This is a genomic window from Serratia sp. OLAL2 (genome assembly GCF_002752475.1).
Taxonomy (GTDB): domain Bacteria; phylum Pseudomonadota; class Gammaproteobacteria; order Enterobacterales; family Enterobacteriaceae; genus Serratia; species Serratia bockelmannii.
In genome coordinates this window covers 209,789-236,290 of the sequence record NZ_MSTL01000001.1, presented here as the reverse complement: position 1 = coordinate 236,290, position 26,502 = coordinate 209,789, and the positions used below count along the sequence as shown (strand labels likewise).

Genomic DNA, 26,502 nt, shown 5'->3' with positions numbered 1-26,502 from the left:
GCTCGAGGGAGCGCCTTTTTATGAAGCAACTTGCGCTTAACGCACCTTCAGCGGGTCTTCGTTCGCCAGCCGTTGATCTTCCGCCTGGCAGGCGGCGGCGGTGAACAGCACGTCGGTGGAGGAGTTGAGGGCGGTTTCCGCCGAATCCTGCAGCACGCCGATAATAAAGCCGACCGCCACCACCTGCATCGCCACGTCGTTCGGAATGCCGAACATGTTGCACGCCAGCGGGATCAGCAACAGCGAGCCGCCGGCCACGCCGGAGGCGCCACAGGCGCACAGGGCGGCCACCACGCTCAGCAGCAGAGCGGTCGGGACGTCCACCGCGATGCCCAGCGTGTTCACCGCCGCCAGCGTCAGCACGGTGATAGTGATCGCCGCGCCGGCCATGTTGATGGTGGCGCCCAGCGGGATGGAAACCGAGTAGGTGTCCTCATTCAGGTTCAGCTTCTTGCACAGCTCCATGTTCACCGGAATGTTGGCGGCTGAGCTGCGGGTGAAGAAGGCGGTCACGCCGCTCTCGCGCAGGCAGGCGAACACCAGCGGATACGGATTGCGGCGGATTTTCCAGTAAACGATCAGCGGGTTGAGTACCAGCGCCACCAGCAACATGCAGCCGAGCAGCACCATCAGCAACTGGGCGTAGCCCCACAGCACACCGAAGCCGGTTTCCGCCAGCGTGGAAGCCACCAGGCCGAAGATGCCAAGCGGCGCACAGCGGATCACCGCTCGCACCACCAGCGTAACCGCATGGGACATGTCGTTGATCAGCCCTTTAGTGGTTTCGGAAGCGTGGCGCAGCGCCAGCCCCAGCCCGACGGCCCACGCCAGAATACCGATGTAGTTGGCGTTAATCAGCGCATGGAACGGGTTGGCCACCACGCTCATCAACAGACCCTTCATCACCTCCACAATGCCGCCCGGCGGGGTAATGTCCGTCGCGCCGGTGGTCAGCGCCAGCGTAGAAGGGAAGATAAAGCTGACGACGACCGCCACCAGCGCGGCGGCAAAGGTGCCCAGCAGGTAGAGGAACAGGATCGGGCGAATGTTGGTCTTCTGCCCCTGTTTATGGTTGGCGATCGAGGCCATCACCAGAATCAGCACCAGCACCGGCGCCACCGCTTTCAGCGCGCCGACGAACAGGGAACCGAGCAGGCCGACGGCCGCAGCGGCCGCCGGCGAAACCAGCGCCACCAGAATGCCGGCCACCAGGCCGACCATGATTTGTTTGACCAGGCTACCCTGCGTGATCCTTTGTAATAGTTTTTGCATAGTGCTTTCTTCCTGATGTTATCTGGCCGCCGCGGCGGGAACGACGTCGGGCAGCTTTATATGATTCTGTAACTAAGTGTGTTTGCCGAATTAGTATTCAGCAATCGAATGAGGTTGGAAAGAGGCGAGGGTGAAATTCTGAGCGCGGATCAACACTTGATAACATACTGGTTACATTTGTGTGATCGCAATAACGTTTGGCGTTTTGGGGGAATTGCCAAACAATCGCGGGGCGACTAGCGCCCCGGATAACAGATTATGGTTATTTCTTCGCCAGGCGATCGTTGCGGTGATTGACCCAGGCGTTGATCAGCAAAGTGAGCGTCAGGATGCCCGCCACCACGCCGAGCGAGATGCCGATCGGGATGTGGAAGAAGTCGATAATCAGCATCTTGATACCGATAAACACCAGGATCACCGACAGGCCGTATTTCAGCATCGAGAAACGTTCCGCCACGTTGGCCAGCAGGAAGTACATGGCGCGCAGGCCCATGATGGCGAACAGGTTAGAGGTCAGCACGATGAACGGGTCGGTGGTCACGGCGAAGATCGCCGGAATGCTGTCCACCGCGAAAATCACGTCGCTCAGTTCCACCAGGATCAGCACCAGCACCAGCGGGGTGGCGAACAGGATGCCGTTGCGGCGCACGAAGAAACGCTCGCCTTCCAGGCTGTCGGTCATGCGCAGGCGGCTGCGCAGCCATTTCACCAGCGGCTTGTCGCCGATCGCCGAATCATCTTCCTTCGCCAGCGCCATCTTGATACCGGTGAACAGCAGGAAAGCGCCGAACAGATACAGCAGCCACTGGAACTGGCTGACCAGCCAGCTGCCGGCGAAGATCATGATGGTGCGTAGCACGATCGCGCCCAGCACGCCGTAGATCAGCACCCGCCGTTGCAGGTTGGCCGGCACGGCGAAGTAGCTGAACAGCATCAGCCAGACGAACACGTTATCCACCGCCAGCGCTTTTTCGATCAGGTAGCCGGTCAGGAAGGCCAGCGCCTGGGTATCGGCGACGGCGCGCCCGGCGGTTTCATTCAGGTAGTACCAGAAACCGAAATTGAACAGCAGAGAGAGGCTGACCCACACCAGCGACCAGCTGGCGGCCTGCTTCAGGGTCATGGTGTGCGCGCCTTTACGGCCCTGCAACAGGAGATCGATTGCGAGCATCACGACTATGACGGCGGCGAAGCTGCCCCATAACCACGGTGTGCCAACGGAATTCATCATCAGAGGTATCCTTCAAAAACAAAAACGGCCAACGTCGGAAGACGCCAGCCGCTCTGTGAACGCTGCAAGCAAACCTCGCCTTCCGGCAAGGTCTCACTTACAACGTTGATGAAGGTGGTTACACCTTTGACATCAGGTTGCCCGGTAACCGGATGCTTGCGCATCGTAATGACGATTGACCGGCAATGAAGTTACTCCCCTTTGCAGAGCAGAAAGTAATGCAAAATGTGTCGGCGGTCAACGTGAATCGCGCTAGCCGGCCAGTGCTTTTTGCGCGCCCAGGCTGACGACGAATCCCTGCAGCAGCAGGCGGCTGAACGGTGTGTCGCTAACCTGTTGTTGTTGCTGCTGATAGCGGGCCTGCTGCTCGGGATGCAACTCGCCGAGCCACTGCAGGTACTGGCTCATCACCGCGCCGTTGAATTCCGGGTGGAACTGGGTGGTCAGGGCATGATCGCCATAGCGCAGGATCTGGTGCGCATCCTGCTGCGATCGCGCCAGCGTCTGCGCGCCGGCGGGCGGCGTCAGCACGCTCTGCGAGTGGATCAGGTTGGCTTTGAAGCGCGGCGGTAGCAGGGTGAACCGCCGGTCTTCGGCCGCGGCGGGCAGCAGTTCGATCTCCAGCGTGCCGACCTCCATGCCCTGCGGGTGGTAACCCACTTCGCCACCGAGCGCGTAGGCCAACAGCTGGTGGCCGTAGCAGACGCCAAACAGCGGCAGTTTGATCGCCATCGCCTGGCGCAGCCACTCGGCCGCCGCCTCGCTCCACGGCAGCCGTTCGGTCACCATCGCCGGCGAGCCGGTGATGACCACGCCGCAATAGGCGGCCGGCGGCAACGGCCGCTCGCCGGCGGGCAAGTGTACGATGTGCGCGCGTTCGGCGTCGATATTGCCCTGTTGCAGGAACATGCCATCAAAGTTGGCCAATTCCTGACGAATGGCCTGCGGCGCGTCGCCGGTTTGCATCACGAGCAGCGGTTTCATCTCATTCTCCGTCGGCGGGGAAAACGACGCCGGTCTGGCGGCGGATGTCGGTCAGCAGGCGGGCGACGATCAGCGAATTCTCCAGCCCTGGATGTTCCACCTGACGCTTCTCAACCAACTCGGCGAAGGCCAGCGCCTCATACAGCATGGTGTTGATGTGCTGCGGCTGGCTCAGATCCTGGCGGTTGCCGCCGCGCGGCGTCAGCGCCACGCCCTGGCACTCGGAAATCTTGTCGATAATCAGCGTGCCTTCCTCCCCCTGGATCTCGCTGGGGATCGCCGAGTCGCTGACCTTGGAATGGGAAAGCGTGACGTCGAAATCGCCGTAGTTCAGGCAGACGGTGCCGTGGGCGTCCACGCCGGTATCGAGCAGCGTGGCGCTGGCGAGCACCGACTGCGGCGCGCCGAACAGCGCCACCGCGCTGGCCAGGCAGTAGTAGCCGATGTCCATGATGGAGCCGTTGGAGAACTGTGGATTAAACGTATTGGGGTTCTCGCCGGCCAGGTAGCGCGGGTAGCGCGAAGAGTATTGGCAGTAGTTGATGAAGGCTTTGCGCAGCCGGCCGATTTTCGGCAATGCCTGTTGCAGCGCCAGAAAATTCGGCAGATAGGCGCTTTTGAACGCCTCGAACAGCACCACCTGATTTTCCCGCGCGCAGGCTACCAGCTGTTCCGCTTCGCGCTGGTTGGAGGCCAGCGGTTTTTCGCAGATCACGTGCTTTTTATGGCGCAGGAACAGCAGCGATTGCGGGCAGTGCAGGGAATTGGGGCTGGCGATATACACCGCGTCTATGGCGTCGGACTGGGCCATCGCCTCGAGAGAGTCGAAAAACTGCGTGACCTGATAGTTGGCGCCAAACGCCTGCGCCTGTTCCAGCGAGCGTGAATACACGGCGCTCAACTTGAGTTTGCCGCTTTCATGGGCGGCATCGATAAAACGTTCCGTAATCCAGTTGGTGCCGACGACGGCAAAGCGAATCATGGCGAGCTCCGGTCCAGGCTTAAAACCGCAGATTATCACGCCCTCACGCGCTATGCATACAGCTCGCCGAACAGCGAAAGGTGCGTCAGATACAGCCGGGTATCGAATTCCAACTGGTGGTAATCCGGCTCCATATGGCAGCACAGACTGTAGAATGCCTTGTTGTGATCTTTCTCTTTCAGGTGCGCCAGCTCATGCACCACGATCATGCGCAGGAACGGTTCGGGCGCGACCTTGAACACCGTCGCCACGCGGATTTCCGCCTTGGCCTTCAGCTTGCCGCCCTGCACGCGCGAGATAGCGGTATGCAGGCCGAGCGCGTGCTTCATGACGTGGATCTTGCTGTCGTAGGCTACCTTGCTCAGCGGCTGGGCGTTGCGCAGATACTGGTTTTTCAGATCGACGGTAAACTGATACAGCGATTTGTCGGTCGTGCAGTCGTGCACCTGCGGATAGCGCTGCAGCAGCACGTCCCCCAGCCGATTCTGATGGATCAGTTGTTGCACCTGGCTTTGCAGATGCGTTGGGTAGCCTTGCAGGTAGGTCAATTCAGACATTCTTGTTCCGTATCAACGGCCATTCAGCCGGTCATTCTATGCTGTTTTTTCGCTCAAATCCTGACATACGCAATTTATCCGAAAAAACATTTTACTGACGGGCGTTTTTAGGGGATAAACAGCCCAAATTTTATCAGTCAGGAGGGGCAATGAGCCAACTCGATCTGGGAACACAGCAACTTGAGCTGGAGCGTTATCCCCAACAGGAAGAATCCACCCAGCTGCAGGCGTGGGAAGCGGCGGACGAATATCTGCTGCAACAGCTTGAAAACGTAGATATCGGTGGCCGCCCGGTGCTGATTTTCAACGATAACTTCGGCACCCTGGCCTGTGCGCTGCACGCGCATCGTCCTTACAGCGTCAGCGACTCGTACATGAGCCAGCTGGCGACGCGTCACAACCTCAAGCTCAACGGTCTGGATCCTGAGCAGGTCACGCTGTTGGACAGCCTCGCCGAGCTGCCGGCGGCGCCGGCGGTGGTGCTGATTCGCGTGCCGAAAGCGCTGGCGCTGCTGGAACAGCAGCTGCGCGCGCTGCGCCACGTCGTGACCGAAGACACGCTGATCGTCGCCGGCGCCAAGGCGCGCGACGTGCATACCTCGACGATGCAGCTGTTTGAAAAGGTGCTGGGCCCGACGCGCACCAGCCTGGCGTGGAAGAAGGCGCGCCTGATCTTCTGTCAGGCGGCGGACATCGTCCCGCCGGCGGCAGCGGAAACCACCAACTGGACGCTGGACGGCACCGATTGGCTGATCCACAACCACGCCAACGTCTTCTCGCGTGGCAGCCTGGATATCGGCGCGCGCCTGTTCCTGGATCATCTGCCGCGTGGCCTGAACGGCCATATCATCGATCTGGGCTGCGGCAACGGCGTGATTGGCCTGGCGGCGCTGGCGCAAAACCCGGAAGCGCAGATGACCTTCGTCGATGAATCTTACATGGCGGTGGCTTCCAGCGAGCTGAATGTGGAGCACAACCTGCAGCAAGAGCTGGATCGCTGTCAGTTTGAGGTGAACAACGCGCTGGCGGGCATCGAGCGTGAAAGCGTGCAGGCGGTGCTGTGCAACCCACCGTTCCACCAGCAACACGCCATTACCGATCACACCGCCTGGCAGATGTTCTGCGACGCCAAGCGCTGCCTGCAGGTGGGTGGCGAATTGCGCATCGTCGGCAACCGTCACCTCGACTACCATCAGAAACTCAAGCGCCTGTTCGGCAACTGCACGCTGGTGGCCTCGAACAAGAAGTTCGTGATCCTGAAAGCGGTGAAATCCGGCGCGCGTCGCTGAGCGTGAATAACCAGGGGCGCCGGGCGCCCCTCAGTCTGTAGACAAAGGGGGAAAAAGCGTGGTTTTTCCCCCTTTGTGGTTATCAGCCGAAAATCAATAAATTGATTTTCCTTGTTTTCTTTTCGCTGGTCTCTGCCTACCCGGCATGGGGATGAGGTTTGTCATCAATATCAGGGGCGCCGGGCGCCCCTTTTTTACAGTGACATCGCCAGCCGCGTGCCCTGATCGATCGCACGGCGGGCGTCCAGCTCGGCAGCCACGTCGGCGCCGCCGATCAGGTGCACGCTTTTCCCCATCGCCAGCAGCGGCTGCTGCAGTTCGCGGCGCGGTTCCTGCCCGGCACAGACGATCACCGTGTCCACCGGCAGGCAACTTTCCTGCTCTGCGCGGGTGATATGCAGCCCTTCATCGTCGATCAGCCGGTAGCTGACGCTGTTGAGCATCTTCACGCCGCGCATCGCCAGGCTGGCGCGGTGGATCCAACCGGTGGTTTTCCCCAGGCCTTCGCCCACCTTGCTGGTTTTACGCTGCAACAGATAGATCTGCCGCGCGGCGCGTGGCGCCTGCGGGCCTTGCGCTGCAAGCCCGCCGCGTTGCTCAAGGCGACCATCGATGCCCCATTCGCGGTTGAATTCCGCCTGGTCCAAACTGCTGGATACGCCGTGCTGGCTAAGGTACTCGGCGGTGTCGAAGCCGATGCCGCCGGCGCCGATGATCGCCACCCGCTGGCCGACCGGTTTTTTATCGCGTAGCACGTCCAGATAGCTCAGCACCTTGGCGTGCCCGATGCCGGGAATATCCGGGGTGCGCGGCACGATGCCGCAGGCGAGGATCACCTCATCGAATTCGCTTAAATCCGCCGCCTCGACCTTGACGCCCAACCTGACCGTCACTTCGCGCAGCGCCAGCTGGCGGCGGAAGTAACGCAGGGTTTCATGGAATTCTTCCTTGCCGGGGATCTGTTTGGCGATGTTGAACTGGCCGCCGATCTGTTCGGCGGCGTCGAACAGCGTCACCTGATGACCACGGCTGGCGGCGGTGGTGGCAAACGCCAGCCCGGCGGGGCCAGCGCCGACCACCGCCAGTTTTTTCGGTTTCTCCGCCATCGTCAGCGGCATTTCGGTTTCGCGGCAGGCGCGCGGGTTGACCAGACAGGAAGTCAGCTTGCCTTCAAAGATCTGGTCGAGACAGGCCTGGTTGCAACCGATGCAGGTATTGATCTCGTCGGCGCGCCCCTCGGCGGCTTTCTGCACAAAGGCGGCGTCGGCGAGGAACGGGCGCGCCATCGACACCATGTCGGCGCAGCCGTCCGCCAGCACCTGCTCGGCCACCGCCGGATCGTTGATGCGGTTGGTGGTGATCAGCGGGATGCTGACCTTGCCCATCAGCTTGCGGGTCACCCAGCTGAATCCGGCGCGCGGCACCATGGTGGCGATGGTCGGAATACGTGCTTCGTGCCAGCCGATGCCGGTATTGATGATCGTGGCGCCCGCCTGTTCGATCGCCAGCGCCAGCTGCTCGATCTCCTCCCAACTGGAGCCGTCTTCCACCAGATCAAGCATCGACAGCCGGTAGATCAGAATGAATTCCGGGCCCACGGCCTGGCGTACCGCCCTGACGGTCTCGACGGCGAAGCGCATGCGGTTGGTGAAGCTGCCGCCCCATTGGTCATCGCGCTGGTTGGTGCGCGTCGTCAAGAATTGGTTGATCAGGTAGCCTTCGGAACCCATCACTTCAACGCCGTCGTAGCCGGCCTGCTGCGCCAGCGCCGCGCAGCGGGCGAAGTCGGCGATGGTCTGCGCGATCTCCGCTTCACTCAGGGCGCTCGGCGTAAACGGGTTGATTGGCGCCTGCAGCGCGGAAGGGGCCACCAGCTTGGGTTGATAGCTGTAGCGGCCGGTGTGCAGGATCTGCAGCGCAATTTTGCCGCCCGCCCGGTGGACGGCCTCGGTTACCGGGCGGTGGTGAGGCAATTGCGCTTCGCTGTTGAGGATCGAACCGCCGCGAAACACCACGCCCTGTTCGTTCGGGGCAATGCCGCCGGTGACGATCAGCGCCACGCCGGCGGCGGCGCGCTCGGCATAGAACGCGGCCAGGCGCTGCGGGCCGTCGGGCAGCTCTTCCAGGCCGGTATGCATCGATCCCATCAGCACCCGGTTTTTCAGGGTGGTGAAGCCGAGATCCAGCGGCGCCAGCAGGTGAGGGTAATTGCTCATTGCACTCTCCATCGGGTGAAATCGGGGCCCGTTGTTATAATTATGTGAACACAAGTGGTCGGATGAGATAAATCTAGCCGTTGTCATGCCGCTTGGGAATCTGCGTTGCGCCGAATGTGATAGACGTCATGAATCTCAGACTCTGTTTGCATAACGAACAAAAGATCGGTTAACCTTTGCGCGTTGTAAATTCCTTCTCTCTGCGGAGCCACTACCGAAAATGAACACCCACACCTGTTGATATCTGGTCCCACGCTGTGCGCTCTTGCGCCCTGTGGGGATGTTTTGATCTCATTCAGGAGTGCTTATGGCTCATTTTGCGCAGTCCCCTTATTTCGTTTTACATCAACTGACCTGCCAATTTGCTGACGGCGAAACGCTGTTCGGCCCGCTGGATCTCGCTTTCGATCGGCAGCGCTGTGGCCTGGTGGGGCGCAACGGCGTCGGCAAAACCCAGCTGCTGCGCCTGATCGCCGGGTTGGATCGGCCGGGTAACGGTCACGTCGAATCCCATGCCGCATTGGCTTACGTTGCGCAGCAGCCGGAGATCGCCGCGGACACCACGCTGGCCCAGCTGTTGGGCTATGGCGAGGTGTTTGCCGCGCTGGCGCGTCTCGAGCAGGGGCAGCCGCTGGCGGACGATATCGATCGTCTGGAAGGGCGCTGGGATCTCAACGATCGTCTGCAAAACGCCTTTGTCGCCGCCGGGCTGCCGGCCTTCGATCCGTTGCGATCCGCAAGCTCTCTGAGCGGCGGCGAGCGGATGCGCGCGGCGCTGTGCGGGGCGTTGCTGGGCGAAGCGGATTTTCTGCTGCTGGACGAACCGACCAACCACCTCGACAGCGTCGGGCGTGCCTGGCTGTATCAGCAGCTGGATCAGTGGCGCGGCGGGCTGCTGATCGCCAGCCATGACCGGCAGCTGCTGGCGCGCATGGAGCGCATTGTCGAACTGACACCCGGTGCGCTGCGCAGCTACGGCGGCAACTACGATGACTACCGGCGCCAGCGCGACACGGAACAGCAGGCGGCGCGCGCCGATCTGGAGCATGCGCGCGAGGAGCGTCGCCGCACCCGCGCTCGCCAGCAGAAAGAGCACGACATGAGCCAGCGGCGCTCGGCGCAAACGCTGCGCGTCGTCGATACGCTGAATATCGCCTCTTTTGAGCGGGTGGCCTACAAGTCGGCGGCGAAGGAGAGCCTTGGCACGCTGCGCAAACAGCATCAGGATCAGCGCGACGGCCTCGATGCGGCGGTGCGCGAAGCCTATCAGCGGGTGGAAGAGGAGCAGCCGGTGTTGCTGGCGCTGCCCGGCAGCGAAGTGAGCGCGAACAAGCAGGTGCTGGTGCTCGAGCAGCTGCAGCTGCCGTTCGTCAGCGCGCCGCCGCTGGATCTGCGTATCGACGGCCCGATGCGCGTGGCGTTGACCGGCCCCAACGGCTGTGGCAAGTCCACCTTACTGAAGACCGTTCTCGGTCAGCTGACGGCACTTTCCGGCCATTGTCATTGCCCGCTGTCGACGGCCTACCTCGATCAAACCCTGTCGCAGCTCGACCCGAATCTGTCGGTGATGGAGCATCTGGGGCTGCAGGATTCACCGTTGGCGGAAGGCGCGTTGCGCACCCGGTTGGCGCAGTTGCAGCTTGGCGCGGATCGCATCGCGCTGCCGCTGGGCTCGCTGAGCGGCGGCGAACGGCTCAAGGCGGCGTTGGCCTGTGCGCTGTGGCGGCGACAACCGGCGCAGCTGCTGTTGCTGGACGAGCCGACCAACCACCTGGATCTGGCGTCGTCGCTGGCGATCGAAACCGCCCTGGCGGATTTCCTCGGCGCGATGCTGGTGGTGTCGCACGACGAAGACTTCCTGCAGGCGCTGCGGCCGACACACCGTCTGCAGCGACAGATGGACGGCTGGCAGCTTCAGGCCTGGTAACGCGCGAAGGCGGCCCTAGGGGGCCGCCTTTTTCACCTCGGGCGTGTTGATGCAGGCCAGCAGCTGGGTGAAGGCCGCGGCCATCTGCTCTTCCGGTACGCAGGCAAACCCCATCAGCAGGCCGCGCCGGCGGTTGGGCAGCATGTAGTAGCGCGACAGCGGCCGCACCAGCACCCCCTGCGCGCCGGCGGCGGCGGCGATCGCCACGTCGTCGGCCTCGTCCGGCAGGTTGAGGATCAGGTGCAATCCGGCGTTGCTGTTGAATTCGCTGAGCGCCTGTTTGCCGAGGTGCTGTTCGATTAGGCCGGTCAGGAAGGCGCGCCGTCGGGCGTACAGCAGCCGCATGCGGCGGATGTGCGCGGTGTAGTGCCCCTCTTGGATGAATTCCGCCAGCGCGCTCTGGATCAGCAGGTGCCCGCCGCGATACAGCTCGGCGTGGGCGATTTTCAGCGGCTGCACCAGCGGCGGCGGCAATACCACATAGCCGAGGCGCAGCGCCGGGTAGAGCGTTTTGCTGAAGGTGCCGATGTAGATCACCGGCGCGTCGGCCTCCAGCCCTTGCAGCGCCGGGATCGGTTGGCCGGAAAAGCGGAATTCGCTGTCGTAGTCGTCCTCGACGATCCAGCCGCCGGCGTTGCGCGCCAGCGCCAGCAGCCGTTGGCGGCGCGCCAGGCTCATCACCGAGCCGAGCGGATACTGGTGCGACGGGGTGACGAAAATCAGGCGGGGTGGCGTCGTTGGCTGCTCCGGCGGCACCAGCCCGGCCTCGTCCACCGCCAGCGGGCAGATGTTCAACGCATTGATGCGCAGGATATTGCGGATCCCCCAATAGCCCGGTTCTTCGATCCAGGCGTCATCCCCCGGATTGCACAACATGCGCGTCACCAGATCGATCGCCTGATGGATGCCCTCAGTGATCAGGATCTGTTCCGGCGAACAGCGCACCGAGCGCGCCACCCGTAAATACTCCACCAACGCATGCTGCAGCTCCGGGCTGCCGCCCTGATTGCTGTAGGTCAGCCGCTGCGGCGCCGGGCGGCGGCTGAGGCGCGCCTGGATCTTGCTGAACAGCTGATGGGGAAAGGCGTTGACGTCAGGCACGCCGGGAATGAACGCCCCCCACTGTTTGGGGCTGGCGCTGGCGTGGTGCAGCAGCGTGGCGCCGCGCTCCGACAGTTCGACGCGCCGCGGTTGCCCGCTGCCGTCCGCCGGGGCGCCGCCGGTGGAGAGGCAGCTGTCCGGCACCGTGTCGGCGACGAAGGTGCCGCTACCGGCGCGCGCCGACACGTAGCCTTCCGCCAGCAGTTGTTCATAAACGGTTAATACGGTGTTGCGGGACAGGCTGAGCTCCTGCGCCAGATCGCGTGAGGCGGGCAGGCGGCTGGAGGGCGGCAGGCTGCCGTCGAGAATGCTGGTGCGGATCGCGTTGTAAAGCCGCTTGTGCAGCTTGTCATCGGGCTGTTCGCCGAGGCGCTGCAGCAACAGATCACCACTCAATGAGCGCAATTGGATCCCTCAATTATTCGTAACTGGCACTCGATTATAGGGCCACATCCTGTGTAAATAAACGGCATTGTTTCACGAATGTGAACGAAACGTGTAACTGGCACCGACCGGAGAGAACAGCATGAAAAACGCAGAATTGAACCAACGCCGTCAGGACGCCACCCCGCGCGGAGTGGGCGTGATGTGTGGTTTTTACGCCGAGCGCGCAGAGAACGCCACGCTGTGGGATGTGGAAGGCAAAGAAGTGATCGACTTTGCTTCGGGGATCGCCGTGCTGAACACCGGGCATCGCCACCCGAAAGTGATCGCCGCAATTGAAAAGCAGCTGCAGGCCTTCACCCACACCGCCTATCAGATCGTTCCTTACGAAAGCTATGTCTCGTTGGCGGAGCGCATCAACCAGCGCGCGCCGATCGCCGGTCCGTGTAAAACCGCTTTCTTCACCACCGGCGCGGAAGCGGTGGAAAACGCGGTGAAGATCGCCCGCGCTTACACCGGCCGTCCGGGCTTGATCACCTTCGGCGGCGGCTTCCACGGCCGCACCTATATGACCATGGCGCTGACCGGCAAAGTGGCGCCTTACAAACTGGGCTTTGGCCCATTCCCCGGCTCGGTGTTCCACGGCCAGTACCCGAACGCGCTGTACGGCGTGACCACCGAAGACGCGATGAACAGCCTGGATCGCCTGTTTAAAGCGGATATCGATCCCAAGCAGGTGGCGGCCATTGTGCTGGAGCCGGTGCAGGGCGAGGGCGGTTTCAACGTGGCGCCGGCCGATTTCATGCAGGCGCTGCGCGCGCTGTGCGACCAGCACGGCATCCTGCTGATCGCCGACGAAGTGCAGACCGGCTTCGCCCGTACCGGCAAGCTGTTCGCCATGGAGCACTACAGCGTTAAGCCCGATTTGATCACTATGGCGAAAAGCCTGGCGGGCGGCATGCCGCTGTCGGCGGTGGCGGGCCGCGCCGAGGTGATGGACGCGCCGGCGCCGGGCGGGCTGGGCGGCACCTACGCCGGTAACCCGCTGGCGGTGGCCGCCGCGCACGCGGTGCTGGACGTGATCGACGAAGAGCAGCTGTGCCAGCGCGCTCAGCGCTTGGGTCAGCACCTGGTGGAAGTGTTGCAGCAGGCGCGCAAAACCAGCCCGGCGATCGCCGATGTGCGCGCGCAGGGATCGATGGTGGCGGTGGAGTTCAACGATCCGGTTACCGGCAAGCCTTCGGCGGAGATCACCCGTCAGGTGCAGCAGAAGGCGATGGCGGAAGGGCTGCTGCTGTTGAGCTGCGGCGTGAACGGCAACGTGATCCGCTTCCTCTACCCGCTGACCATCCCGGACGATCAGTTCACCAAGGCGATGGGCATTCTGTCCCGCGCGCTGGCCCACTAAGGAGCTATCGGCATGAAATTGAATAATCCCGAGCTGTTGCGAAGCCAGTGTCTGATCAACGGCGAATGGTGCGATGCCCTGAGTGGCAAACGCGAAGCGGTGATCAACCCGGCCACCGGCGCCGAACTGGCCAGCATTCCGCTGGTCAGCGAAGAGGAAACCCAGCAGGCGATCGCGGCGGCGCAGCGGGCGCAAAATGACTGGAAACAGCTGACCGCCAAGCAGCGTTCTGCGCTGCTGTTGGCCTGGGCCGACAAGGTGTTGGCCGCGCAGGAAGATCTGGCGCAGCTGATGACCGCCGAGCAGGGCAAATCGCTGGCGGAAGCGCGCGGCGAAGTGGCGTACGCCGCGTCGTTCATCACCTGGTTTGCCGAAGAGGCCAAACGGGTGGACGGCGCGGTATTGCAGGCGCCGCAGGCTTCGCAACGTCTGGTGGTGGTGAAGCAGCCGATCGGCGTGTGCGCGGCCATCACCCCGTGGAATTTCCCGGCGGCGATGATCACCCGCAAGGTGGCGCCAGCGCTGGCGGCCGGTTGCGCCATCATCGTCAAACCGGCCGAGCAAACGCCGCTGACCGCGCTGGCGCTGGCCAAGCTGGCGCAGGACGCCGGCATTCCCGCCGGCGTTTTGCAGGTGGTGACCGGCGAAGCGGCGCAGGTGGGCAAGGTGCTGTGCGACAGCCCGGTGGTGCGCAAGCTGAGCTTTACCGGCTCGACCGAGGTCGGCCGCATCCTGATGGCGCAGTGCGCACCGAGCATCAAGAAACTGTCGCTGGAGCTGGGCGGCAATGCGCCGGTCATCGTGTTCGACGACGCCAATCTGGATGCGGCGGTGGCGGGCATCATGGCCTCCAAGTTCCGCAACAGCGGCCAGACCTGCGTCTGCGCCAACCGTATCTACGTGCAGGACGGCATCTACGAGCGGCTGGCGGAGAAGCTGGTGGCGGCGGTCGAGCAGTTGAAAGTGGGAGACGGCAGCCACGAAGGCACCACCCAAGGGCCGCTGATCGACAGCGATGCGGTGGCGAAGGTGCAGAGCCATATCGACGACGCGCTGATCAAAGGGGCACAGATCGCCACCGGCGGCCAGCCGCACGCGCTCGGCGGCACTTTCTTCCAGCCGACGGTGGTGACCGGCGTGACGCAGAAGATGCGCTTCGCCAAAGAAGAAACCTTCGGGCCGGTGGCGCCGCTGTTCCGCTTCCATGACGAGGCGGAAGCCATCGCCATGGCCAACGACACCGAATTCGGCCTGGCCGCCTACCTGTTCACGCAGAACGCCGCGCGCCAGTGGCGCGTGCCGGAAGCGCTGGAGTACGGCATGGTCGGCATCAACACCGGGCTGATTTCCAACGAAGTGGCGCCGTTCGGCGGCGTGAAACAGTCAGGGCTCGGGCGTGAAGGATCGCGCTACGGGATAGAAGAATATCTGGAGCTGAAATACCTGTGTATCGATGTGAGCTGTTGAGCGTCAGGACGTTAACCCATCCCGGCGGCCAGCGTCGCCGGGCGATAAAGGATGATGCATGTCTGATAATATCTCTGTTTCTCCGGCGCTTGCCGCCGGGGTGCGAGCACCTGCACCCGCCAAATCGTTAAGTTTCCTCGAAGGGGTGGCGATGATCGTCGGCACCAACATCGGCGCCGGGGTGCTCTCCATCGCCTACGCCTCCAGCAAGGCCGGCTTTCTGCCGCTGCTGTTCTGGCTGGTGCTGGTGGGAAGCCTGACCACCATCACCATGCTGTACGTTGCCGAATCCACGCTGCGCACCCGCGCGCATCTGCAGCTGAGCGGGCTGGCGAAGCGCTACGTCGGCGGCCTGGGCGCCTGGCTGATGTTCGCTTCGGTGTGCGTCAACAGCGTTGGGGCGCTCACCGCCTATATGACCGGCAGCGGCAAGCTGTTGCAATCGCTGTTCGGCATCTCGCCGGCGCTGGGCAGCCTGCTGTTCTTCGTGCCCGCCGCCGGCGTGCTGTACCTGGGGTTGAAAGCGATCGGCCGCGGCGAGAAGTTCATCAGCATCGGCATGGTGGTGATGTTGACCGCGCTGGTGGCGGCGACGCTGCTGAAAGACACCACCCAGATGCGCAACCTGCTGGACGGCGACTGGCGCTATATGGTGCCGGTGTTCAACGTGGTGGTGTTCTGCTTCTCGGCGCAGTACATCGTGCCGGAAATGGCGCGCGGCTTCGCCGACAAGCCGGAGCAGTTGCCGAAGGCGATCATCGTCGGCATGGTGGTGACCTTCATTTTGCTGGCGGCGGTGCCGATGTCGGTGATCGCGCTCAGCGGGCTGGATGACATCTCCGACGTGGCCACCATTTCCTGGGGCCAGGCGCTGGGGCAGTGGGCGTTCTTCTCCGCCAACATCTTCGCGCTGTGTGCGATGCTGACCTCGTACTGGGGATTGGGCGGCAGCTTCCTGACCAATATTTTCGACAAGTTCCGGTTGGGCAACGACGAGCTGCCGCTGCGCCGCTTCGGCGTGCTGCTGTTGGTGGTGGTGCCGCCGTTCGTGCTGGCCTACAGCGGGCTGGTGTCGTTCGTCAACGCGCTCTACTTCGCCGGGGTGTTCAGCGGGGTGATCCTGTCGATCATGCCGATGCTGATCCTGCGCGGCGCGCGCAAACAGGGCGACCAGACCCCGCGCTGGCAGTGCAACTGGATCACGCACCCGTTGCTGCAGGTCAGCATTGTGTTGCTGTATCTGGCCAGCGCGGTGTACGCCATCGCTTCATTGTTAGGCTATCTGCCCTCTGGATGGTGATTTGCCTTCCCTCAAGCAGTGATGTTGTTTCTCGGCATTGAGAACGGCGGCGTCGTGGCCGCCGATTTTTTTCTCAGGCGCGCCGTTTTTCCGACAATGCCAGCCACGCCTGCACCGACGGGCGCTGCCACTGCTTGTGCGCATAGTGGCGCACGCGCTCCGGCACCGGATCGCCGTGCATCACCAGCCGGTTGAGCATCAGCGCCAGATCGGTGTCGGCGATGCACCACTCCCTGAACAGATTATCCTGCCCGTGGCTCAGCAGCTTTTCCACGGCGGCGATCAGCTTGCGCGCGGCCTCCTGCGCGGCTTCGGACAGCGGCGGGAATTTGCCGTTGTTGAACACCACCTCGGTCGAACGCTCGGCGCGGATCGGCAGCAGATCGCTGCGCAGCCAGGCCTGGATCTCGCGCGCTTTGGCACGCAGCTTCACGTCGCGCGGGTACACGGCGTGGGCCGGGTGGATGTCTTCCAGGTATTCGGCGATCGCCGAAGACTCCGAGAGCTGGAACTCGCCGATCGCCAGCGTCGGCACCCGGCGGGTGAGCGACAGCGCCGCGTAGGCCGCCTCTTTGTTCTCTTCCTTCGCCAGATCCACCGGCTTCACGGTGAACGGAATGCCTTTTTCCGTCAGCACGACAAAGGCGGACATGGCGTACGGGCTGAAAAATTCACTGTCGGTATAAAGCTCGGTGATCGGTTGAGACATCGGCGGTTCCTCGGGGTTAAGGGGGGAACATTCATCATTGTCGAGGGGAGGCTAAAAATCAATCTGTTAGCTAAAAGTTCTTGGGCGGCGCGGTTTACGGCGCCGTGAGTTCCTTCAGGATGATGTGATATATTTGTTGCCAACAAGTGAATTGAGCCGTATTGGGTAACATGAAGACGCAGTGGATTGAACGGGTAAAAGTGGGAGTTGCGCGCCTGTGGCCGCACCCGCTGGCGGTGGGCAAGCGAGAGATGCTGATTTCCAGCGTCGGCGCCGGTTTGGGGCTGATGCTCGCCGGTTGGATCAGCCACTTTATTTTGGGCGAGGTGAACCTGTGGTTTATCGCGCCGATGGGCGCTTCGGCGGTTCTGCTGTTCGGCGTGCCCAACAGCCCGCTGGCGCAGCCCTGGTCGATCGTCGGCGGCAATGCGCTGGCGGCAACGGTGGGTGTCAGCGCTGGTCTGCTGATCCCCGATCCGGGCCTGGCTTGCGGCGCGGCGGCGGCGGTGGCCATCGGCCTGATGTTCAAGCTGCGTTGCTTGCATCCACCCGGCGGCGCGGTGGCGCTGACCGCCATCCTCGGCGGCCCCGGCATTCACCAGATGGGCTATGACTTCGTACTGTATCCGGTGCTGCTGAACTCGGTGCTGCTGGCGGCGCTGGCCATTCTGTTCAATAACCTGGCCGGGCGACGCTACCCGCATGCGCTGGCGCCGGCGGAGGCCAAACCGGCCAATCTGCCGATCGATGCCGTTTCCATCACCCGCGCCGATCTGCACGAGGCGCTGATGGAGGGGGATCTGTTCGATATCGACGAGGACGATCTGCAGGAGATCCTGCTGCGCGCCGAGCAGTTGGCGCATCAGCGGCAAAGCAAGATCGCCTGATCAGCCCAGCGTTTTATCGGATGGCGGAAGGCGCGTAACCAAAACGCTTTTGAAAGCGTTCGCTAAAACGCGCTCTGGATTTGTAACCGCAGGCCTCTGCAATGCGGGTCATATCCCATCGGGTGGTTTGAAGCAACATCATGGCGTGATGCATACGGACGTCTATCAGCAAGTCTTCGAAGCGCGTCTGTTCGGCGGCAAGGCGCCGCCGCAACGTTGCCGGGCTCATCGCTAACGTTTTTCCCGCCGTTTCTGCCGTCCAGTTTTGTTCCGGAGCCTCAAAAATCAAAGTGCGCAGGCGCTGTGATGGGCTATCCAATGGCAAATGCGTAAAAACATGTCCCCGTTCGGCCAGCGCGGTCAAAAAGTCCAGAAGGCGGTATTGCAGGCGAATATCACTGATTTCCTGTTTTTCCACGCTTTCAATCACGTGATAAAACGTCGCCGACAGGTCTTCGTCCAGAGGCAGCGTTTTCCACGCGTCATCTTTAGGGGGAATAGGGGGTGAAGCCTGCCGGGTTCGGTGAAAGACATCCAGCAGTTCTGCCGACAGCGTCAGGAGTATCGAGCGAAAAGGCCGATCGATATCGCCCGGCGTTTTGACTAAATCTGCGCGGGTGTTGGGGGGGACCAGGAGCAGTTCGCCGGGGGTCTCCAGAGACAAATGTTGTGAAGCCGATGTGATACCGAGTTGGCCCGCCACGATCAGCAAGACCGTCGCTTCATGGAAGACGAACTGCGGCGTGTGCAGCTGGCGTTTCAATGTCGGCTGGCACACCCCGCACAAGCGGCGCCTCAACACCGGAGCCCCCGACGGAGAGTGCCAGTGCAAAAGTTTCGCACCCTGCTCGCGTCTGGTTCGCACTGATCCGAAGGAACCGGTCCGGCTCATATTCGACTCCTTTATGCGATTATTTCGCCGTTGATGCTACGTTAGGGTTCAGGCTGTAAAGGCCTGTCAGGCTCGCCTGGGCTAACACCGGCGCTTCCGCCAGGGCAGCATTCACATTAGCCCCTGTCCAAGGCCCTTGTACATCCAAACCGGGGGTAGCAAGCGCATAAACCGTGAAAATATAATGATGAACTAACGTATCGTTCCACGGTGGGCATGGGCCATCGTAACCGTAGTATTCCCCCTTCATCTGCTCGTCGGCGGCAAACCAACCGGTATAGTCATTGATGCCGTGGCGATAGGCCGAAGGGGCGTTTGGCCCGGCTTTGCCACGCGGCGTTACGCCGTCCGATTGAGAGCCCGCCGCAATTTCCACGGTACTGGCCGGAATATCCAGCAGCAGCCAGTGAAAGAAATCAACGCGCGGCAACGATGCGGGCACAACCCGACCCTCTTGATTCACATCATCACCACGGCTTGGCACGTCGGGATCATGGCAGACGATCACGAAAGACTGCGTGCCTGCAGGCACTTCACTCCAGGCCAGATGGGGGTTGCGATTTCTCGATAAAGCGACATGGTTAGCGGCATCGGGGATAGCGAAGGCGAACTCACCGGGAATGAACTCTCCTTCTTTAAAGCTTTGGCTGGTCAGTTTCATAAATGCCAATCTCCTGTTCTATTGAGCGGTATCTGCGGGTATGTGATGTCCCCATTATAAGTTTTTCAAAATAAAGTAAGGCGACAAATCCAATCAAAATAGAACCAATTACGCTCATTGTGATTGTGTTTGATGGCCTTATGTCGATGGGCGACCGATACGATTGCTGTGCCGATGAGAGTGCCACGGCGAAAACGCTGGATGAGGAAGGGGGTTGGTTAATATTGGTGGGGAAGAGACTGCTGCGCGCCGAGCCGTTGACGCATCAGCGGCAACGCAAGGTGCCTGATCAGCCCAGCGTTTTGCGGTAAAACACCACCCGCTCCGTTTCGGCAAAGCCCAGCGCCGCATGCAGGCGTTGGGAATCCAGATTAGCGATGTCGGTATCCGACGCCAGCTCGCTGCACCCCTGTTGCTTCGCCCACTCCTGCACCTGCGCGATCAGGCGCGCGGCCCAGCCCTGGCGGCGGGCGCGTTCGGCGGTATAAATCCCTTCCAAAAACGCCACCGGCGACGATTCGCAGCCGTTGACATAATCGTAGCGCAGCGCGACCTCGGCAAAGCCAACGAAAGCGCCGTCCAGCCCCCGCGCCATAAACGCGGTGTGGTGCGGCGAAGCCAATATTTCGCGCATTTCTGCGCGGTGTTCTTCCCGCAGGCAGGTGGGCCACAGCGCCGAGCGCAGCGCCAGCCAGGCATCAAGGTTGTCGTGGTCGCAGTTGACGATCATGCAGGGGCCTTATGAGTCGGAATAAATCAGGAATGCCGAGAGGGAAGTGTGGCACGGCAGCGGGAAACAAAAAAGCCATTATGCCGAGGGGCGCCCTTCATTAGGATGAAAGGGGTGTTGATATTTTAAGCGAAGTTAGTATAGGGTACGGCCAGGGCGCTGATAAGGGATTGTTATGGATGCGAAAGCCGTAGCTCAAGGAATTCTTGAGGGAATAGAGTCTTTACCAAGGGGCATTGCCTATAGTGCTCGTAGGACATGGCAGGGAGCAGGGCTCGGCGGTCGAGAGCTTAAGCGCCGCAATGAAATCGAAACGGAACGGTTCATCAAGGTCGTTCGTGCCGGCTATGGTATCGAAGCCCCGCTACGTGAGCTGATAGCGGTGATTATCCGTGACTGCTATCAGCGGATGGATCTGCAAACACAAACCGTGCTAAGCCAAAAATTAAACCATGTAGAGGGTTATCTTACAGGACGTATGGGGACGCAGTTCATTCTGGTTCAGCAAATCACACACCATATTTTGAAAAAGGTTATCGGCAGCACACTTTTCAAATGGGTATTCAAAGGTGTCACCATTGCTGGGCTAAACATCATTCTTTTACAAGGAATTATTGAACAGGCCGCCGTTTCTTCGCGTCGTTTGCGGGAACAATATCCCTCAACGTACCATAAGCTCACGCCACGAAATTTGGACATGATCTACTTTCTGGCGGAGGAGTATCTTGAACCCTTTGTTGCCTATACCAGCAAATCGAAAATGTTCTGTGAAGGTGTGAATCATGAGCTATCTAAAGTCTTGGGGCAGTAAGCTCGGTAAAGGATTGTCGCACCTTGTGGAAGCGATTTTGGGCGGGATATTTTCTGTCGCTGCGTTTGGCTCACTGTTCTGGTTCGACGAATGGTGGCAACGAATTCTGAGCGCGGCAATATTCCTGTTACTGGTGTTTGTCACTATTGCTTTGTGTAGCCTTGTAAGAGGCGAGCGATAGCGGATAGATCAATCAAAAGCCAGCGGTTGGATTTTAACTAATGGTTAAGTGATGATGACTTCCTATCGTTAAGTAATAAAATCAATGAACTGGCTAAAATCCTTTCTTGTGAAGTTCGTTAAATTTGTTGGCCGACAAACTGCTGACTTGGCTGAGTCCATAGTCATTGGCCTGTTCTCTATAGCGGCATTTGTTGCCTTGTTCTGGTTTGATGAGTGGTGGAAATCTATCGCTGCGGCTGTCGCGATCTTCTTTGCCGGCTTCCTGGTAAGTCTGGCTATAGGCTGGTTAAGAGGGTAAAGATAGCTGAGAGTGTTGGCATACTGCCGCCATTTTACCGCCACTGTGAGCAAGAAATAAAAAAGCCACTTCGAGAAAAGTGGCTTTTTTATATGATTTTAAAGCAAAAATTTGGTGGCCCCTGTTGGGTTTGAACCAACGACCAAGCGATTATGAGTCGCCTGCTCTAACCACTGAGCTAAGGGGCCAAGCCGCGAGATTATAGGGAATCCTTAAGCGGCGGTCTACTGTTACCCGCCCGTATGTTGCTTTTCTGCACAGTTCTAGCCTGTTGTAATTGCTGGCGGATTTTGCGATAACCGCAGTAAATCCCTGCAATGGACTCACGATACTCATGGAACTTCTGGCGCCTGGCCTGCGGGTGGTGTTTTGCGGCATCAACCCCGGCCTTTCTTCCGCCCATCAGGGCTACCCTTTCGCCAACGGCAGCAACCGCTTCTGGAAGGTGATCCATCAGGCCGGCTTTACCGAGAGCCAGTTGGCGCCGGAGCAGTGGCAGCAGTTGAAGGATAACGGCTGCGGCATTACCGCGCTGGTGGCGCGCCCGACGGTGGCGGCCAGCGAGCTGTCGCGTGACGAGTTGCGCAGCGGCGGTGAGGCGCTGCAAGAGAAGATCCTGCGCTACCAGCCGCGCGCGCTGGCGATTTTAGGCAAGCAGGCGTTCACCACCGCCTTCGGGGTGAAAAACGCGCCCTGGGGCAAGCAGGCGATGATGCTGGGGCAAACCGAGGTGTGGGTATTGCCCAACCCCAGCGGATTGAACCGCGCCACGCTGGAGCAGCTTACCGCCAGCTATCGCGAGCTGTTCCTGGCGCTGCAATGACATAAGGGAGTTGCGATGACATCGATGATGAAAGGTTGTGTGATGGCGCTGTTATTGGTGACCGGCGCTGCACAGGCGGGGCATTCGCCACAGGAAGCGCGCAACAAGCAGAACGTGCTGGAGTTTTATCGGCAGGGGCTGAACAACAAGGATTTTGCGGCGGCGCGGCCGTTTTTGGGGGAACAGTACAAGCAGCATAACCCCAACGCCATGGACGGCGTGGCGGGTTTTCGTCAATTTGTCGAGCTGCTGAAAACGCGTTACCCCAACTCGCACAGTGAGGTAAAACAGGCGTTCGTCGACGGTGACTATGTGATTTTGCATGTGGAAGTCAGCGGGCGCGAGGCCGGCAAGACCGCGGCGATCATCGATATCTTCCGTCTCGACAGCGCCGGGAAGATCGTCGAGCACTGGGACGTGACGCAGCCGGTGCCGGAGAAGACCGCCAGCGGCAACAGCATGTTCTGAGGCATAAAAAAACCCCGGCAGGCCGGGGTTTTTGCTTTTGGTGCGGCAGCCGGACTTAATCGTCCAGGAAGCTGCGCAGCACTTCGGAACGGCTCGGGTGACGCAGCTTGCGCAGCGCCTTGGCTTCGATCTGACGAATACGCTCACGGGTAACGTCAAACTGCTTGCCTACCTCTTCCAGCGTGTGGTCGGTGTTCATGTCGATACCGAAACGCATGCGCAGCACTTTCGCTTCGCGCGCGGTCAGGCCGGCCAGCACATCGTGGGTAGCGGAACGCAGGCTCTCTGAGGTCGCGGAATCCAGCGGCAGCTCGAGGGTGGTATCCTCGATGAAGTCGCCCAGATGCGAATCTTCGTCGTCGCCGATCGGCGTTTCCATCGAGATTGGCTCTTTGGCGATCTTCAGCACCTTGCGGATCTTGTCTTCCGGCATCAGCATGCGCTCGGCCAGCTCTTCCGGCGTCGGCTCGCGGCCCATCTCTTGCAGCATCTGGCGCGAAATACGGTTGAGCTTGTTGATGGTCTCAATCATATGCACCGGAATACGGATGGTGCGCGCCTGATCGGCGATGGAGCGGGTGATAGCCTGACGGATCCACCAGGTGGCGTACGTCGAGAACTTGTAGCCGCGGCGATATTCGAACTTGTCTACCGCTTTCATCAGGCCGATGTTGCCTTCCTGGATCAGATCCAGGAACTGCAGGCCGCGGTTGGTGTATTTCTTGGCGATGGAAATAACCAGACGCAGGTTGGCCTCAACCATCTCTTTCTTCGCGCGGCGGGCTTTCGCTTCACCGATCGACATGCGACGGTTGATGTCTTTGACCTGCTCGATGGTCAGGCCGGTTTCTTCTTCGATCTGACGCAGTTTCTGCAGGCTGCGCTGCACGTCTTCGGCAACGTCTTTCAGCTTTTCCGACCATGGCTTGGCCATCGCCACTGCGGCTTCGAACCAGGAATCGCTGGTTTCGTTGCCGGCGAACAGGGTGACGAAGTTTTTCTTCGGCATTTTGCACTGTTCAACGCACAGCTTCATGATGATGCGTTCCTGGGTGCGAACGCGGTCCATCATAGTGCGCATGCTGTTGACCAGGAAGTCGAACTGTTTCGGCACCAGGCGGAACTGCTTGAACACTTCAGACAGCTTCAGGATCTCGTCCGCTGCGCTGGCGTGGCTGCGGCCGTTCTTTTTGATCACCAGACGCGTCGCTTCATACTGATCGCGCAGCTCGGCGAACTTCTGACGCGCCAGCTCAGGATCGATGCTGTTGTCGTCTTCGGTGTCGTCGTCTTCGGCGTCCTCATCTTCTTCGTCGTCGTCTTGCTCTTCGCTCGACAGTTCAGAACCGATGTGGGTCGCGGTTGGGGCGATGTCCTCTTCCGCGTTAGGATCGACGAAGCCGGTGATCAGATCGGACAGGCGCGCTTCGCCCGCTTCGACGCGATCGTACTGCTCAAGCAGGTAGGTGATGGCTTCCGGGTATTCGGCAACCGAGCACTGCACCTGGTTGATGCCGTCTTCGATGCGCTTGGCGATGTCGATTTCGCCTTCGCGCGTCAGCAGTTCGACGGTACCCATTTCGCGCATGTACATGCGCACCGGGTCGGTGGTGCGGCCGATTTCGGATTCCACGCTGGACAGAACCTGTGCGGCGGCTTCTTCCGCATCTTCGTCCGTGCTGTTCGAGTTTTCGGCGAGCAGCAGGTCATCGGCGTCCGGTGCTTCTTCCATCACCTGGATGCCCATGTCGTTAATCATCTGGATGATGTCTTCGATCTGATCGGAGTCGACGATATCTTCCGGCAGATGGTCATTGACCTCAGCATAGGTCAGATAGCCTTGCTCCTTACCACGGGTGACAAGTAGCTTCAGCTGTGACTGCGGGTTTTGCTCCATAAGACGGTATCCACACTTCAGAGTATTTAGGTTGGTGTCGGTCGGCGAAACCGCCAACAATAGCATTTGGGGCGTTTTCGTTATCGCCGCGGCCCACTATGGCGGCACTGTGCAGGGCTCTGCCCTCGCAATTATCGGCACTTAAGCCGTTTGGTATTCAGTTTTTCTTCGCTAAAACCTGGTTGAGAGAACGGACTTCCTCACGTTCCTCCGGGCTCAGGCCGCGCGTTCTGGCCTGGGCGATCAGCGTTTCCAGCCGTTGCTCGAGCACCGAGTCGTACAGGCTGGCCAACGTATCCAAAAAGGTCTGTTCGACCATGTCCTCAACGATCATATGGTTCCATGTCGCCAAGGTTTCAAGCTGCTGGCTGAATTTGTTGTCGCGATACAGCTCCAGCAATTGCCCGGTTGTCAGGCCCGGCTGCGCCAAACAGGTCTGCACCAGTTCGACGAACAGCGGCAATCCCGCCTGTTTGGTCTGCTCCAACCCTTCCAGCGAAGGGATAAGTGTAGCCAACTGCGGATTTTGCACCAGTAACCCTATCAGTATACGCATGGTTGTGCGTTTTAGCTGGGGCGCCTGATAAGGATTCGCATTTTCCGCCTGCTTGGGCATCAGCTTGTCGAGCTGGCTGTCGTCCAGCAGCCCCAGCTTGTTGCCGAGCTCCTGACGCAGGTACAAGCGCAACGTTTCGCCCGGCACCTGAGTAATCAGCGGCAGCGCCAGCGTGCTCAGCTTGGCGCGCCCGTCCGGGCTGCTCAAATCCACCTGCGGCAGCAGGCTTTCGAACAGGAAAGTGGACAGCGGCTGCGCCTGCTCCATTCGCTGTTCGAAGGCTTCTTTGCCTTCTTTGCGCACCAGGGTGTCCGGGTCTTCACCGTCGGGCAAAAACATGAACCGCAGCTGGCGCCCATCGTTCAGGTACGGCAGCGCGGTTTCCAGCGCCCGCCAGGCCGCTTCGCGGCCGGCGCGGTCGCCGTCGTAGCAGCAAACGACGTTGTCGGTAGCGCGGAACAGCAGCTGAATGTGTTCAGCCGTCGTCGAGGTCCCGAGCGAGGCGACGGCATAATCGATGCCGAATTGCGCCAACGCCACCACGTCCATATACCCTTCCACCACCAGCAGCCGCTGGAGGGTAGGGTGGTTCTGCTGTGCTTCATACAGGCCGTACAGCTGGCGGCCCTTATGGAAAACTTCGGTTTCCGGCGAGTTCAGGTACTTCGGCATACCGTCGCCCAGCACGCGGCCGCCGAAGGCGATCACGCGCCCGCGCTTGTCGCGGATGGGGAACATCACCCGTTCGCGGAAGCGGTCGTACGAACGCCCCTGATCGTTAGTCACCAGCATGCCGGCATCGTTCAATGCGCGGCGCGAGTCGGCATCGCGGCCGAAACGCTTCAGGGCGTTGTCCCATCCCGCCGGCGCGAAGCCGATGGCGAAATGGCGAATAACGTCGTCACTTAATCCGCGCTGCTGCAAATAGCTGCGCGCCGGTGCCCCGGAGGACTGCTGCAGTGACTGTTGATAGAACGCGCTGAGCTGCTCCATCAGTTGGTACAGGCTCTGGCGCTGATGGCGTTCGATCTGGGTCGGCCCGGTGCCCGCTTCGTAAGGCACTTCCAGCCCGTGCATGGTCGCCAGCTCTTCGATGGTTTCGACAAACTCGAGTCGGTCGTAATTCATCAAAAAGTCGACGGCGTTGCCGTGCGCACCACACCCAAAACAGTGATAAAACTGCTTTTCGCCATTAACGGTAAAGGAAGGCGTCTTTTCGTGGTGGAACGGACAGCACGCGTGGTAGTTCTTGCCTTGCTTCTTGAGCTTCACGCGGGCGTCGATCAAATCGACGATGTCGGTGCGAGCCAGCAAGTCATTGATAAATACGCGCGGAATTCGTCCAGCCATAAGCCCTTACTTCATTAGCCTATAAACGAGAACAAGCCGCGCATTCCTTTCGGAAAGCACGGCCTTCGTATGCAACTACTCGGTCTGCGCGATTTTGAAAATCAGAAATTCACGCGGTG

At 60.6% G+C, this 26,502-nt stretch carries 23 protein-coding genes and 1 tRNA gene; 10 read left to right on the top strand and 14 right to left on the bottom strand.

Going from position 1 to position 26,502, the window contains the following annotated elements; translation table 11 throughout:
* Window positions 1–36 precede the first annotated feature (36 nt).
* From sstT to BVU99_RS01085, 5 genes are all read right to left on the bottom strand, one after another.
* A complete protein-coding gene (gene sstT, locus BVU99_RS01105) occupies window positions 37–1,272 on the bottom strand; it encodes a serine/threonine transporter SstT (RefSeq protein WP_025304346.1) in 1,236 nt (411 codons plus the stop codon).
* Between the two features lie 262 nt (window positions 1,273–1,534).
* Window positions 1,535–2,503, bottom strand: a complete 969-nt coding sequence (locus tag BVU99_RS01100) for a TerC family protein (protein ID WP_043142026.1) — start codon at window positions 2,501–2,503, stop codon at window positions 1,535–1,537.
* A 252-nt stretch (window positions 2,504–2,755) separates the two neighbouring features.
* On the bottom strand, window positions 2,756–3,487 hold the full coding sequence (locus BVU99_RS01095; protein ID WP_025304344.1) for a glutamine amidotransferase: 732 nt from the start codon (window positions 3,485–3,487) through the stop codon (window positions 2,756–2,758).
* Window position 3,488: 1 nt separating this feature from the next.
* Window positions 3,489–4,469 carry a Gfo/Idh/MocA family oxidoreductase gene (locus BVU99_RS01090; protein WP_025304343.1) on the bottom strand — a complete coding sequence of 327 codons (981 nt, stop codon included), beginning with the start codon at window positions 4,467–4,469 and terminating at the stop codon, window positions 3,489–3,491.
* A gap of 50 nt (window positions 4,470–4,519) precedes the next feature.
* Complete coding sequence (locus tag BVU99_RS01085; protein ID WP_004937154.1) at window positions 4,520–5,026, bottom strand: M48 family metallopeptidase; 507 nt, start codon at window positions 5,024–5,026, stop codon at window positions 4,520–4,522.
* A 149-nt stretch (window positions 5,027–5,175) separates the two neighbouring features.
* Here BVU99_RS01085 and rlmG point away from each other — a divergent pair, with 149 nt between their 5' ends.
* Window positions 5,176–6,315: a 23S rRNA (guanine(1835)-N(2))-methyltransferase RlmG gene (rlmG, locus tag BVU99_RS01080; protein ID WP_099816641.1), complete on the top strand. Its 1,140-nt coding sequence runs from the start codon at window positions 5,176–5,178 to the stop codon at window positions 6,313–6,315.
* A 194-nt stretch (window positions 6,316–6,509) separates the two neighbouring features.
* Here rlmG and BVU99_RS01075 read toward each other — a convergent pair whose 3' ends face one another.
* On the bottom strand, window positions 6,510–8,531 hold the full coding sequence (locus BVU99_RS01075) for an NADPH-dependent 2,4-dienoyl-CoA reductase (protein WP_099816640.1): 2,022 nt from the start codon (window positions 8,529–8,531) through the stop codon (window positions 6,510–6,512).
* Between the two features lie 307 nt (window positions 8,532–8,838).
* Between BVU99_RS01075 and BVU99_RS01070 the strand changes: the two genes are divergently transcribed.
* Window positions 8,839–10,458 carry an ABC-F family ATP-binding cassette domain-containing protein gene (locus BVU99_RS01070; RefSeq protein ID WP_099816639.1) on the top strand — a complete coding sequence of 540 codons (1,620 nt, stop codon included), beginning with the start codon at window positions 8,839–8,841 and terminating at the stop codon, window positions 10,456–10,458.
* Window positions 10,459–10,473: 15 nt separating this feature from the next.
* Here BVU99_RS01070 and BVU99_RS01065 read toward each other — a convergent pair whose 3' ends face one another.
* Window positions 10,474–11,964 (bottom strand): PLP-dependent aminotransferase family protein, encoded by a 1,491-nt coding sequence (locus tag BVU99_RS01065; protein WP_099816638.1) that lies wholly within the window; start codon window positions 11,962–11,964, stop codon window positions 10,474–10,476.
* Window positions 11,965–12,085: 121 nt separating this feature from the next.
* Here BVU99_RS01065 and BVU99_RS01060 point away from each other — a divergent pair, with 121 nt between their 5' ends.
* The 3 genes from BVU99_RS01060 to BVU99_RS01050 are packed head-to-tail and all read left to right on the top strand — an operon-like array spanning window position 12,086 to window position 16,118.
* A complete protein-coding gene (locus BVU99_RS01060; protein ID WP_099816637.1) occupies window positions 12,086–13,351 on the top strand; it encodes a 4-aminobutyrate--2-oxoglutarate transaminase in 1,266 nt (421 codons plus the stop codon).
* Window positions 13,352–13,363: 12 nt separating this feature from the next.
* Entirely contained in the window at window positions 13,364–14,818 is a 1,455-nt protein-coding gene (locus tag BVU99_RS01055; RefSeq protein WP_043142047.1) for an NAD-dependent succinate-semialdehyde dehydrogenase, read from the top strand.
* A 58-nt stretch (window positions 14,819–14,876) separates the two neighbouring features.
* The gene (locus BVU99_RS01050) at window positions 14,877–16,118 is read left to right on the top strand and encodes an amino acid permease (RefSeq protein WP_043142048.1); all 1,242 of its coding nucleotides are present in this window, start codon (window positions 14,877–14,879) and stop codon (window positions 16,116–16,118) included.
* A 73-nt stretch (window positions 16,119–16,191) separates the two neighbouring features.
* Here the strand turns inward: BVU99_RS01050 and yfcF are convergent, their stop codons facing one another.
* Window positions 16,192–16,827, bottom strand: coding sequence for a glutathione transferase (yfcF, locus tag BVU99_RS01045; protein ID WP_004937171.1), 636 nt, complete (start codon window positions 16,825–16,827; stop codon window positions 16,192–16,194).
* Between the two features lie 170 nt (window positions 16,828–16,997).
* Here yfcF and BVU99_RS01040 point away from each other — a divergent pair, with 170 nt between their 5' ends.
* Window positions 16,998–17,714, top strand: a complete 717-nt coding sequence (locus BVU99_RS01040; RefSeq protein ID WP_025304335.1) for an HPP family protein — start codon at window positions 16,998–17,000, stop codon at window positions 17,712–17,714.
* A 13-nt stretch (window positions 17,715–17,727) separates the two neighbouring features.
* Here the strand turns inward: BVU99_RS01040 and BVU99_RS01035 are convergent, their stop codons facing one another.
* The 3 genes from BVU99_RS01035 to aac(6') all read right to left on the bottom strand — a co-directional run bounded on the left by BVU99_RS01035 (window position 17,728) and on the right by aac(6') (window position 19,997).
* On the bottom strand, window positions 17,728–18,477 hold the full coding sequence (locus BVU99_RS01035) for a response regulator transcription factor (RefSeq protein ID WP_197538603.1): 750 nt from the start codon (window positions 18,475–18,477) through the stop codon (window positions 17,728–17,730).
* A 148-nt stretch (window positions 18,478–18,625) separates the two neighbouring features.
* Complete coding sequence (locus BVU99_RS01030) at window positions 18,626–19,267, bottom strand: YbhB/YbcL family Raf kinase inhibitor-like protein (RefSeq protein ID WP_025304333.1); 642 nt, start codon at window positions 19,265–19,267, stop codon at window positions 18,626–18,628.
* 289 nt (window positions 19,268–19,556) lie between these two features.
* Entirely contained in the window at window positions 19,557–19,997 is a 441-nt protein-coding gene (aac(6'), locus tag BVU99_RS01025; protein ID WP_099816636.1) for an aminoglycoside 6'-N-acetyltransferase, read from the bottom strand.
* Between the two features lie 175 nt (window positions 19,998–20,172).
* Between aac(6') and BVU99_RS01020 the strand changes: the two genes are divergently transcribed.
* Both BVU99_RS01020 and BVU99_RS01015 read left to right on the top strand, forming a co-directional pair.
* Entirely contained in the window at window positions 20,173–20,808 is a 636-nt protein-coding gene (locus BVU99_RS01020) for a hypothetical protein (RefSeq protein WP_060660224.1), read from the top strand.
* A gap of 265 nt (window positions 20,809–21,073) precedes the next feature.
* Entirely contained in the window at window positions 21,074–21,289 is a 216-nt protein-coding gene (locus BVU99_RS01015) for a hypothetical protein (RefSeq protein ID WP_033644548.1), read from the top strand.
* A 112-nt stretch (window positions 21,290–21,401) separates the two neighbouring features.
* Here BVU99_RS01015 and BVU99_RS01010 read toward each other — a convergent pair.
* Window positions 21,402–21,477: transfer RNA gene (locus tag BVU99_RS01010), tRNA-Ile, on the bottom strand.
* A 146-nt stretch (window positions 21,478–21,623) separates the two neighbouring features.
* Between BVU99_RS01010 and mug the strand changes: the two genes are divergently transcribed.
* Both mug and BVU99_RS01000 read left to right on the top strand, forming a co-directional pair.
* A complete protein-coding gene (mug, locus tag BVU99_RS01005) occupies window positions 21,624–22,112 on the top strand; it encodes a G/U mismatch-specific DNA glycosylase (protein WP_033644588.1) in 489 nt (162 codons plus the stop codon).
* A 24-nt stretch (window positions 22,113–22,136) separates the two neighbouring features.
* Window positions 22,137–22,580, top strand: a complete 444-nt coding sequence (locus tag BVU99_RS01000) for a nuclear transport factor 2 family protein (protein WP_210403903.1) — start codon at window positions 22,137–22,139, stop codon at window positions 22,578–22,580.
* A gap of 55 nt (window positions 22,581–22,635) precedes the next feature.
* Here the strand turns inward: BVU99_RS01000 and rpoD are convergent, their stop codons facing one another.
* Window positions 22,636–24,477 (bottom strand): RNA polymerase sigma factor RpoD, encoded by a 1,842-nt coding sequence (rpoD, locus tag BVU99_RS00995; protein ID WP_043142056.1) that lies wholly within the window; start codon window positions 24,475–24,477, stop codon window positions 22,636–22,638.
* A 157-nt stretch (window positions 24,478–24,634) separates the two neighbouring features.
* On the bottom strand, window positions 24,635–26,383 hold the full coding sequence (gene dnaG, locus BVU99_RS00990) for a DNA primase (protein WP_025304325.1): 1,749 nt from the start codon (window positions 26,381–26,383) through the stop codon (window positions 24,635–24,637).
* Between the last annotated feature and the right edge of the window lie 119 nt (window positions 26,384–26,502).